This is a genomic window from Armatimonas sp. (genome assembly GCF_964826245.1).
On record NZ_CBAYMC010000152.1, the window covers coordinates 1 to 10,750 of the forward strand.

The 10,750-nt window shown below is 53.4% G+C and carries 11 protein-coding genes and 2 pseudogenes; 12 read left to right on the plus strand and 1 reads right to left on the minus strand.

The features are described 5' to 3' along the window. From AC1XOS_RS14525 to AC1XOS_RS14565, 9 genes and pseudogenes are all read left to right on the plus strand, one after another. Window positions 1-359 (plus strand): annotated as a pseudogene (locus AC1XOS_RS14525) (hypothetical protein); the annotation flags it as partial. A gap of 87 nt (window positions 360-446) precedes the next feature. Continuing rightward, window positions 447-1,121: a hypothetical protein gene (locus AC1XOS_RS14530; RefSeq protein WP_481962945.1), complete on the plus strand. Its 675-nt coding sequence runs from the start codon at window positions 447-449 to the stop codon at window positions 1,119-1,121. A 30-nt stretch (window positions 1,122-1,151) separates the two neighbouring features. Beyond that, complete coding sequence (locus AC1XOS_RS14535; protein ID WP_481962946.1) at window positions 1,152-1,343, plus strand: hypothetical protein; 192 nt, start codon at window positions 1,152-1,154, stop codon at window positions 1,341-1,343. A 10-nt stretch (window positions 1,344-1,353) separates the two neighbouring features. After that, window positions 1,354-1,770: a type II toxin-antitoxin system VapC family toxin gene (locus tag AC1XOS_RS14540; RefSeq protein WP_481962947.1), complete on the plus strand. Its 417-nt coding sequence runs from the start codon at window positions 1,354-1,356 to the stop codon at window positions 1,768-1,770. Further along, complete coding sequence (locus AC1XOS_RS14545; RefSeq protein WP_481962948.1) at window positions 1,767-2,459, plus strand: dual specificity protein phosphatase family protein; 693 nt, start codon at window positions 1,767-1,769, stop codon at window positions 2,457-2,459. Before AC1XOS_RS14540 ends, AC1XOS_RS14545 begins: the two co-directional genes overlap by 4 nt. Window positions 2,460-2,478: 19 nt before the next feature. Then, window positions 2,479-4,527, plus strand: a complete 2,049-nt coding sequence (locus AC1XOS_RS14550; RefSeq protein WP_481962949.1) for a S9 family peptidase — start codon at window positions 2,479-2,481, stop codon at window positions 4,525-4,527. A gap of 8 nt (window positions 4,528-4,535) precedes the next feature. Continuing rightward, window positions 4,536-5,327 carry an ABC transporter permease gene (locus AC1XOS_RS14555; RefSeq protein ID WP_481962950.1) on the plus strand — a complete coding sequence of 264 codons (792 nt, stop codon included), beginning with the start codon at window positions 4,536-4,538 and terminating at the stop codon, window positions 5,325-5,327. Window positions 5,328-5,336: 9 nt separating this feature from the next. After that, window positions 5,337-5,972 carry a DUF6483 family protein gene (locus AC1XOS_RS14560; protein ID WP_481962951.1) on the plus strand — a complete coding sequence of 212 codons (636 nt, stop codon included), beginning with the start codon at window positions 5,337-5,339 and terminating at the stop codon, window positions 5,970-5,972. Further along, window positions 5,969-6,298 carry a hypothetical protein gene (locus tag AC1XOS_RS14565; RefSeq protein WP_481962952.1) on the plus strand — a complete coding sequence of 110 codons (330 nt, stop codon included), beginning with the start codon at window positions 5,969-5,971 and terminating at the stop codon, window positions 6,296-6,298. The genes AC1XOS_RS14560 and AC1XOS_RS14565 overlap by 4 nt, the downstream gene beginning before the upstream one ends. A gap of 41 nt (window positions 6,299-6,339) precedes the next feature. Here AC1XOS_RS14565 and lysS read toward each other — a convergent pair whose 3' ends face one another. Further along, a complete protein-coding gene (lysS, locus tag AC1XOS_RS14570; protein ID WP_481962953.1) occupies window positions 6,340-7,902 on the minus strand; it encodes a lysine--tRNA ligase in 1,563 nt (520 codons plus the stop codon). A gap of 213 nt (window positions 7,903-8,115) precedes the next feature. On the opposite strand from lysS, the gene AC1XOS_RS14575 reads away from it, so the two are divergent. From AC1XOS_RS14575 to AC1XOS_RS14585, 3 genes and pseudogenes are all read left to right on the plus strand, one after another. After that, window positions 8,116-8,376, plus strand: coding sequence for a hypothetical protein (locus AC1XOS_RS14575; RefSeq protein WP_481962954.1), 261 nt, complete (start codon window positions 8,116-8,118; stop codon window positions 8,374-8,376). Beyond that, a complete protein-coding gene (locus AC1XOS_RS14580) occupies window positions 8,366-9,754 on the plus strand; it encodes a class I SAM-dependent methyltransferase (protein ID WP_481962955.1) in 1,389 nt (462 codons plus the stop codon). The genes AC1XOS_RS14575 and AC1XOS_RS14580 overlap by 11 nt, the downstream gene beginning before the upstream one ends. A 12-nt stretch (window positions 9,755-9,766) precedes the next feature. Continuing rightward, window positions 9,767-10,750, plus strand: a pseudogene (locus AC1XOS_RS14585) (hypothetical protein); the annotation flags it as partial.

Below are 10,750 nucleotides of genomic sequence, written 5' to 3' on the forward strand. Positions count from 1 at the left end.
CGGGGGGATTCACCCCGCCAAACAGTGGCGGTTCGCGCGAGCGCGAGTCTGGCCGCCCTGGTACCTCGACCACACCTGGGTACTCGGTTCCCAACATGACCCCTGTACGCCCCGGTGGAACGCCATCTAACGGAAATGGGAGCCCCTTCCCCTCACGAGAGTCGCGTGAGATGCGCGGCGGCTTTACCCCGCCCAGCGGTGGCACCAGCCCCAGCTTTGGTAGGGGAAACGACTCGCGCCCGACGGGCCGTACCTACGAGCCCTCGCGTGAGTCCCGAAGCTCCGCAGGCTCCAGCTCGACGGGTTCTTCCCGATCCAGTGGCTCCTCCAGCCGCTCCCGGGAGCGCGGCAAAGGCTAGCGGATTTTGTGGATTGTCAGGGAGGGCAGGGCAAATCGCTCTGCCCTCTTTTTCGTTTGTGTGAGCATCGCCGGGTATACTACTGGCGTGAGTGACCAATCTCCCCCTCCCGACGATTTTTCCGACGCTGAGTCTTTTACGCCCCAGATCCCGCTTCTCGCAACCCTTCCCGAGCCGCTCTACACGATCTGCTATGAGTACGGGACACCGTTTTCTCATGGGCCGATTGGCCAGGAGATCGGATGGGCCTTCCCCAACGCCGAGCTCGCCGAGAGTGCGATTGAAGCGGCGATTGAGCAAGAGCCCGACTCAGGCGCACTCCATGTTGCCCTCGTCACCCGTGAGGAGCTCGCCGACCGGTTTCCCGCCGTGCTCTTCTTCGACGAAGACGAAAACATCTGGCTTCATTTGCTTTTGGATCAAGAGCCACTCGAAGACCCCGGCGACACGCCGCTCCCCGATGAGCCTTATGCCCTGTTTGTCGCGGGCGGTGGCATTGATCGCTATCTGGAAGAGCCGCGTGAGGGCGACTGGGTAGTGCACCATGATGAAGACGACGATATTGACTATGTTCTCTTTTTCGAGGACTTAGATACCGCCGAGCAGATCCTCGCCGAGTTTATCGAAGCCAGTGGCGATCATGCCGAAGTCCGCCGCACCCGCGCCGATACCCTCACAGAAGAACAAGGGGTTCGCTACTACCACGCCAGCGGCCACATCGAAGACCTCCCCCGAAAAGAATACCTCCGCCGCTGCCGCTGAGAAGACACGATAAAATAGGCTTTGAGGACGATGCAAATGCCTGAATCAACGAATCTGTCTGCGGAACGTGACGCAATAACTCTCCCCGCTGATCATCCGTTAGCTGCCGTTTTTGGTAAGCGCAAGGATGATCCTATGCTAGAGCGAGTTGCCGATGCTGTGGAGCGTCATCGCCGAAAGCTGCAGCTACAAGAGGAAAAAGCAACCGAGCGTGCCAAGTAGAGGTTTTCTATTGGATACCAATATGGTTCGCCTGATTCAGGCAGGTAACGCTGCCGTCTTAAGCTACCTTGTTGCGATTCCAGCAGATCGTATTTGGTTGAGTTCCATTGCCGCCGAGGAAATTCTCGCTGGCCTTTTGGCGAATATCAACCGTGCTCGAACAAGACAGCCTCCCTTCCGTTTAGGAGAAGCCCACTCTGATCTGGCGAAGAACCTGGAAGATCTTCGGTGGTTTTCTATTCTTGCCTACTCCGAAGAAGCCGAGACAATCTTCCAAGACTTTTCTCCCGCATCTAAGCGCACCGGTTCGCAGGACTGCCGAATCGCCGCTCAGGCTCTTTCCGAAAACTTGGTTGTAGTGACACGCAATCTTACGGACTTTGAGACCATCGGTGTTGCCTGTGTAGACTGGTCAAGGTCTGAATGAGTACCTCTGCCGCTGCCGCTGACTTCCCGATGCGCCGCTACGGGGCGTTTGGTTTACTGGCACTTGCGTGTGGTTATCTGGCGTGGCGAGATCAGAGCGTGCTTTGGGGCTGGCTGGCGTTTAGTTTCCTAGCGGTCTGCGCGGCGTACTTCAAAGCCGGGCCGAGGCTTTTTGGCAAGCGTTTGGACGGTTCTACTGCTCTTTCGGCGCTCCTTCTCTGGCTCCCGTATTTTTTGCTAACGTGGGGCATCTGGTACCTGGCTCGTCTCGTTAAACGTAAACCACACGCCCATGAGATCGTCCCCGATCTCTGGCTCGGAGCTTGGCCCAATACGGCGAAGCGGCTCCCACCAAACACGGCGCTCATCGTAGACCTCACCGCAGAGTTCCCACGAAAAGCCAAAGTTGGGGAGTATCTCTGTCTGCCCACGCTCGACGCCGACGCACCCACGCCCGAAGCGCTACAAACCGCTATCGCCGCTATCCAAGCCTCCTCTGGCCCCGTCTATGTCCACTGCGCCGCCGGGCATGGCCGCTCTGCCACGATAGTTGCTGCTGTCTTAATTACACGCGGACTCGCCAGAGATGCAGACGAAGCGGAAGCCCAAATGCAGAAAATTCGACCTGGTGTACGCCTCACGCCACCCCAGCGCCGCTTGCTCTTTCATTCTTTCCCATCTGTCCCATGAAGCGGGTACAATAATTACCATGCAGAACCTGATGCCTCCCGTGGCGACAATTGTCCCGACTACCCACACGATCCACGGCGATACCCGCACCGATAACTATCGCTGGTTGCAAGATAAGACCAGCGCCGAGGTGATTGCCTATCTCAATGCCGAGAATGACTACACCAAGTCCGTGATGGAGCCGACCGAGGCGCTTCAGAAAACGCTCTACGATGAGATGCTCTCTCGGATTCAGGAGACCGATCTCTCCGTGCCCTACAAATACGGCGACTGGCTCTACTATGTCCGCACCGAAGAGGGCAAGCAGTACCCGATCTACTGCCGCAAGCAAGGCGATGAGTGCACTGAAGTCGTGACTTTAGATGTGAATGTACTGGCGGAAGGCGAGAAGTTTATGTCCGTCGGGGCCTATGCCATCTCCGATGATGGCAATCTGCTGGCCTACACCACCGATAACACGGGCTTTCGTGAGTACACGCTCCGCATCAAGAACTTACAGACCGGCGAGCTGCTGCCTGATGTGATCGAGAAAGTGGATGGCGTGAGCTGGGCGGCGGACAGCAAGACTCTCTTCTATGTGACCGAGGACGAGACCAAGCGTCCCCATGAGATCTATCGGTACGTCATTGGCTCCCCCGCGAGCGGGGGCGGGGGGGGCACGCTGATCTACGCGGAACCAGATGCACTCTACCGCGCCTTTGCCTACCGCTCACGCGACAAGAAGTTTCTCTTTGTGGGCTCAGCCTCTTCGACAACGACGGAGCTTCACTACTTAGAGACGGACAATCCCACCGGTGAGCTGACCGTGATCCTGCCGCGTGAAGAGAACCATGAGTACTACGCCGAGCATCGTGACGGGCTCTTCTATCTGCGTACCAACAAAGATGCCCTGACCTTTAAGCTGATCGCCACACCCGTGAGCGCCCCGGAGCCGCTGCACTGGAGCGACGTGATTCCCTACCGTCCTGAGGTTGGCCTCGAAGACTTCGATCTCTTCTCCGGGCACCTGGTCGCCAGCGAGCAGGCCGACGGGCTCCCGCAGCTTCGGGTTCTTGACTTTTCCACCGGCGACGAGCACACGATCAACTTCCCAGAACCGACCTACAGTGCCTCCAGTGATGTCAATCGCGAGTTTGACACCACGATTTTCCGGTTTCGGTACTCGTCGCTGGTAACGCCCTTGTCGGTGTTTGACTACGATCTTAGCTCTCGTGAACGGACTCTGCTGAAAGAGACTCCCGTGCCCGGTGGCTGGGATCGGACGCAGTATGTCAGTGAGCGGCTCTTTGCCACGGCGGGCGATGGAACCAAGATTCCCCTCTCGATTGTCCGGCATAAAGACACACCCGTGGATGGGACGGCAGCGTGTGTCCTCTATGGCTACGGCTCGTATGGAATCATCATGCCTGCCTCATTCCGCACCGGGATTTTCTCACTACTGGATCGAGGCGTGGTCTATGCCATCGGGCATATCCGAGGTGGCGGTGAGTACGGCAAGCCCTGGCACGATGCGGCCAAGCTAATGTTCAAGAAAAACACCTTCACGGACTTCATTGCCTGCGCCGATTTTCTGGTGGAGCAGGGCCACGCGGATCGTGAGAAGCTGGCGATCATGGGAGGAAGCGCAGGAGGGCTGCTGATGGGAGCGGTCGTCAATCTACGCCCCGATGTTGCCAAGCTCTGCCTGAGCTACGTCCCGTTTGTGGACGTCATCAACACGATGCTGGACGACACCCTGCCTTTAACGGTAGGCGAGTATCTGGAGTGGGGCAACCCCAACGAGCCCGAGGCCTACGCCTACATGAAGTCCTACAGCCCGTATGATCAGCTCGAAGCCAAGCCCTACCCGACGATGCTCGTCAAGACAAGCCTCAACGACTCGCAGGTGATGTACTGGGAGCCTGCTAAGTACGTCGCCAAGCTCCGCACGCTCAAAACCGACTCGAACCCGCTCCTTCTGCACTGCAACATGGACGCGGGCCACGGGGGGGCATCCGGTCGCTACGACGCCCTCACCGAAGCCGCTTTCGACTACGCATTTCTGCTCACACAGCTCGGACTGGTTTAGGTTTCACTATGGCCGATCTCTTTATCCTAAAAACATCGCTGCTGGAAGCCCTGAAGCCTAAGCGGTTGGCAACAGCGCTCCTAATGCTACTGCTCCCGGCACTGGCGGCGATTGTCTGGCGCGCGGTGACACCGGGGGATCGCTTTGACCCGGCAGAAGCCTACAACACGCTGGCGGCCTACTTTGTCTTTGGCTTCACCCTGACGATTCTCTCGGTGATCTATGGAACCGGGGCGCTCTCGGCAGAGATTGAGGGAAGGACGATTGTCTATCTGCTGACCCGGCCCATCCCCCGCTGGCGCTTGCTGCTGATGAAGCTCATCGGAGCCTGGGCAGGGATTACGGTGACGGTCTCTCTCTCGGTGATCCTGCTTGGCTTTGCCGTCTATGGGATGAAGCCGGAGTGGGGGCGCATTGTCTCCGACCTGAAAATTATCCCGGTCGGGGCGCTGGCGTACTCCTCGCTCTTTCTCTTCTTTGCAACCCTGATGACAAAGCCCCTGATCTGGGCGCTACTCTACGGCTTTGGCTGGGAAAATATCGCGGCTCTCTTTCCCAGTGGCTTTGCCCGGCTCTCCGTGCTCTCTTACTTGCGCGTGCTGGCTCCGCATCTCAAAGAAGTCGTTGGGGCGAGCGAGGGAGGCGAGGATGTCTCTAATATCTTGCTCCGGGCCAATCCGCTGGCGATCACGCCGACGATTGCTTGGGTGACGGTCAGTATTCTCACGGTTCTCTCCCTCGGGCTTGCCTTGTTTTGCTTTAGCACCCGCGAGTACGTCCCGCGTGAAGAAGGCGGCTAGTCTAATCGTATGCTCCGAAAAGGCTTTGTGCAGCAGCAGATAGAGGGCCTCTCTCAGGCTCTGGCGGCGATCTTCGGGATCGAGCTGACAAAAGAAGATGTGGTCAAGCGCCTCGGGACCTCGTGCAAGAACCTCACGGGGCTAGACTTGGACACGCTCCTGCGGCTGGACGACACCTCGCTTTTGGGGATGTTCTCGGGCGGCGACCGAACCCGCACCGCAGGCAATGCCTTTGTCGCGGCGCAGTTTCTCCTCCAGCGCGCCAAAGCGGAGCCGCTGCAGGGGCGGGTGGCTCGCCGAAAAGCGCTCTTGCTCTACGCCGAAGCCCTCGCGTTGGAGTCGTCACTGCGCTCCTCGGAGTTCCTGGCGGAGTTCGAGGCGCTGCTCATGGAAGTCGAGTCCACGGATCGCACGGCGCATATTCTGCGACAAGCCGCGCGGGCAATGGAGGCACTGGGCTACTACGATCGCGCCGAGAACTACCACTTTCATCTGCAAGATAGCCATATTGACCACGCCGCCGATGGGACCCGTGAGTTTTATGGACGCCTCTTAGAGCTGCCCGACCACGAGCTAGAAGCCGGTGGCCTCCCCCGTGATGAGATCCAAACCGCTCTCTCTGAGCTTTTGGAGACATTAAAGTGAAGTTCTTCCGGCAGTGGGCGGGGGTAATTGCCTCCCTGATTCTGGCAGGCTCTGGCTTTCTGGTCAGCTTTGGCAAGGAGGCGCACTACTTTGGCCTGATACTGGGCTGTGTCGGGCTGGTTGCCGCCGCGTGGCAAGCCTGGCAGGTCAAGAAAGAAATGGGCGACCCATACGATCTCAACAAGCTCTGGGACTCGCCCCTGCCAGAAGACATCCAGCCCGAAGCTGCCGACTACGAGCCCGATCAAGCCTACTGCCACCGCTGCGGCCATATCGTCCCCGACGACTTCGCACGCTGCCCCGACTGCGGTGAGCCCGTTCGGTAAGCTCTGCCCCTCCCTGCCCTGAGGGAGGGGAGACGCGAGTCTTACGAGTGGTTGGGTGGGTTCTCAGGCCGCATCAGGGGGAAGTAGATAATGTCGCGAATGCTTTGTGCGCCGGTAAAGAGCATCGCGACGCGGTCTAGGCCCATCCCAAAGCCGCCGGTGGGGGGCATTCCGTACTCTAAGGCGCGGATATAGTCCGCATCGTAGGGATGTGCCTCTTCATCACCCGCGGCGGCCTGCCCCGCCTGGAACTCGAAGCGCTCTTTTTGGTCAATCGGATCGTTGATCTCTGAGAACGCGTTGCCGGTCTCGCGGCCCGCGATGTAGCACTCAAAGCGCCGCGTGAGATGCGGCTCACCCGGTTTTTTGCGTGCGAGGGGGCTGGTCTCGTAGGGGAAGTCCGTGATGAACGTCGGCTGTATGAGCGTCGGCTCCGTCAGAATCTCATTGAGCTTCTCGATAATACCGCCCACAGTGTTCTCTTTTTCAGGGGAGCCGCCCACACGCGCAAGTGCCGCCTTGGCGCTGGCAAGGTCTAGGAGCTCGGTGCGGGAGATGCGGCCTCCCGAGTTTTCCTCAATGCCTTGAAGCATCGGAAGGCGACGCCAGGGTTTGGAGAAGTCAATCTCGGTGCCATCAGGGAGCGTGAGAGTATCTCCGCCGATCACCGTGTTGCAGATGTGGCGGAACATCTTCTCGACAATATCCATCATGCCCTCTAGGTTGGTGTAGGCTTCGTAGAGTTCAAGAAGGGTAAACTCCGGGTTATGATCGCTGTCTACTCCCTCGTTGCGGAAGACCCGCCCGATCTCATAGACTTTCTCGATTCCTCCGACAATCAGGCGCTTGAGAGGCAGCTCCAGCGAGATGCGTAGGTGCATTTCGAGCTTTTCAGCATTGTGAAGCGTGTTAAAGGGCCGCGCCGCCGCGCCGGTTGCCTCCGTCACCAAGACAGGGGTCTCGACCTCTAGGTAGTCTACACTATCAAGATACTCCCGTACGGCGCGGGTAACTTGCATGCGCTTCTTCAGCGTCTCACGGGCATCGCGGTTGACAAAGAGGTCCACATAGCGCTGTCGGTAGCGGATCTCGACATCTTTGAGCCCACCCTGAACCCGCTTTTCGCCATTTTTATAGTAGACCTTAGGAAACGGCGGCTGGCGCAAGGCTTTAGCAATCAGCTCAAGCTTGGTGACGCGCACGGCCCAGTCGCCTTTTTGGGTCTGGAAAACCTCGCCCTCTACTCCCACAAAATCGCCGAGGTCCACGAACTCCTTGACATAGTCCTGGATCTCGGTCGCATCGTCTTTAGAGACGAAGACTTGACCGTCGCCCGACTCGTCTTGCAGACCCAGAAACGGCAGGCGCAGGCTACTCACACGCCCTGCCACTTTAACCATGGTTCCGGCCAGCGTCTCATGTTTCTCTCGTATCGCCTGAAGAGAGCACGAGCGCTCCCAGACCTCATGGGCAAAGGGATCACGTCCCTGCGTGCGCAAGGCTTCCCGTTTTCGGAGCCGGTCCGGGTGGACGGCATTCATGGCATGCTCTTCTTCCGTCAGGGCACGCTCAGAGTGAATAATTGCATTCTCGTCAGTTGTCACGATCACTATTGTATCGCGTCTATCTTTGAGGTATAGTTACTAGTGATGGGCGATCAAGTGGGGTTTCGAAATTTTGTCATGGGGCTGTTTCATAGTGGTTCGTCTTACGTACCGTTATTGGTAATACGGAAGAAGCAGGAACCAATCTCGCCATTTTTCAAAAATGAACTTCCGGGAAAATAAACCGTCTTTTAGGATAAAGGTTAAAACTATATGAAAATTTTTGTCATGTCAGTTATCAAAATCAGCCTCTTATTGGTTGTTGCATTGGATCTTACGGCATCAAAAGCGAATGCTTACATTGATCCTGGAGCCGGTAGCTATGCTTTTCAGGTCGCTTTAGCAGGAATGGCAGGCTTACTCGTCAGTAGTAAGCTTATTTTCCAGAAAATCCGTTTGTTTTTTTTAAGTAGAACAGCATCTTCTAAAGAAGAGCAGTCAGGTACTAAGGATAGCACTTCGGTTGGGAAATAATATCTCGGAGCAGAATCGTCATCCGGCATCGTTTCGTGATCCCGATGGGTATGTGTATTATCAAGGGGATTCCATCCTACGATACATTTGTTCTGGCTACTTAGAAACCTACAAGTCCTGTGTTTCTTCTGGTTTTTTTCAAACGCTCTTTGATAAGTCTATTTTAATTTATCATGAAGAAATCGAGCGTGGTGATGATCATGTCATTATTAAGCCTGAAATAATTGATTTTTGCTCTTATCCATATGAGTGGTGTTTTAGTCAGTGGAAAGATGCTTCACTTCTGACACTTAGTCTACAAAAGATAGCATTAGAGTTTGGTTTCACGCTTAAAGATGCTAGTGCATTTAATGTGCAGTTCCATAAAGGTCGCCCCGTTTTTATTGATACTCTCTCGTTCGAGCCTTACATCGAAGGAAATGCGTGGGGAGCCTACCGTCAGTTTTGCGAGCATTTCCTGGCTCCTCTAGCTCTGATGGCCTTAAAAGATATCCGTCTCGGGACACTGTTCCGTATCTTCATTCATGGCATTCCCTTAGACCTTGCTGTCTCTTTGTTGCCTATCCAGGCGCGGTTTAATCCTAATCTTTTAGCCCATCTCTACCTTCATGCATCCTCGCAAAAGCGACTCGAGAATCGTCCTGGTGATGCACCCGCTCGTGCAGATATCGCCATTTCGCGCAAGAGTCTACAGGGCATTTTGGAGAGCTTGGAGATGGCTATTCGGAGCCTGAGCTGGAAGCCGGCAGGCACGGAGTGGGGAGATTACTACGACAAGACCAACTACACCGACGCCGCGCTTTTAACAAAGCGCGAGCTTGTCGGAGAGTTTCTATCCAAGGTCACACCAGCTCCTAAAACGGTCTGGGACTGCGGAGGCAATACGGGCTTTTTTAGTCGTGTTGCCAGTGAGCAGGGAATGTTGACACTTTGTCTTGATATAGATCCCGCAGCGGTGGAGCAGAACTATCACCAGGTACGTACAAAGGGTGAGACATTTCTCCTGCCGCTTCTGCAAGATTTTACGAATCCCAGTGCAGATCGTGGGTGGAATCAAGAGGAGCGAACTTCCTTGCTAGGCCGAAAGTCGGCAGATGCTACTTTTGCTCTGGCACTGATCCATCACTTAGTCATTGGCAACAATGTGCCTCTCGTAAAAGTCTCCGAGTTTTTTACACAGATCTCACCCTGGTTAATTATTGAGTTTGTCCCGAAAGAAGACTCTCAAGTCAAGCGACTTCTTGCACATCGCAAGGATATCTTCCCTGACTACAACGAACAAGGTTTTGAAAAAACCTTTTCCGCGCATTGGAAGCAAGTAGATAAAGTGCTCATTCCAGGAACGAAGCGAACTCTCTATCTTTTCAAGGAAAAGTAAATGGTAAGGAGATTGCATAATTTCTTTTTATTTTTGGTGCCATTGCTGTTTGTATATCCGAAAGTTATCGGGTTTTTTATTTTGAATGTCGGTGAAGTTCCTAATGATTATTATATTCGTCCTGTTGTTTTTATTTTTATTTTAAATCTAATTTTATATCTAATTTTATGTTTGATATTTAAAAATGAAAGCGTAAAAATTTGTTTATCGATATGTATTGTTTTTGTATCTCAATTTTCATTTGGAAAATTTAATGAGATTTGCATTGATATATTTGGTGGTAGGTTTGGCGTTTTTTTTCAGGTTTTTATATTTTATATATTGGTTCTCTTATGTGTTTTTTTTGTTTCTAAAATTAAAAAGATATCACCAAAAATTGGTGATGCCTTGTTCGCTTGCGGTATGGTTATTTTATTTACCTCGATTGCTCCTTTATTTCAAAACAGATATATTAAATCATCTGGCAAGGGGATTAATAGTGATTTTAAAAGAGTTAATGCGGCTTTTAAAGAAAATATATATTTGATAGTGTTAGATTCTTATACGCGACAGGATAAAATGCGTGAAATATATGGTGGTGATAATTCGAATTTTATACTTGGGCTTAGGAATAAAGGTTTTTTTGTTGCGAATAAGAGTATGTCTAATTATGAAAGGACGAAATTTTCAGTTCCATCATTTTTGAATATGAATTATATCGATGATATAAATCTTACTGGAGTTGCTTCTGCATATAGCTCGCAGTGGGCAGAAAAGGCAATGGAGAAAACTACATTCGTAGAATTCTGTGAACAGGCTGGTTATCAGCTTTATACGATTAATAGTGGAGTAAGGTTTACGAATATTAATGAATCAAAAATTTTATATTCCCCATGGCTCTCAGATAAGTCACTATTGTTCGAATTGTTTACAAAGCCAATTACATCGCTTGAATACCAGATTTTTGGAAGAACCCTGTTATTGTTATCTCGGAAGCAAGTGGAAGAAAAAGAACTA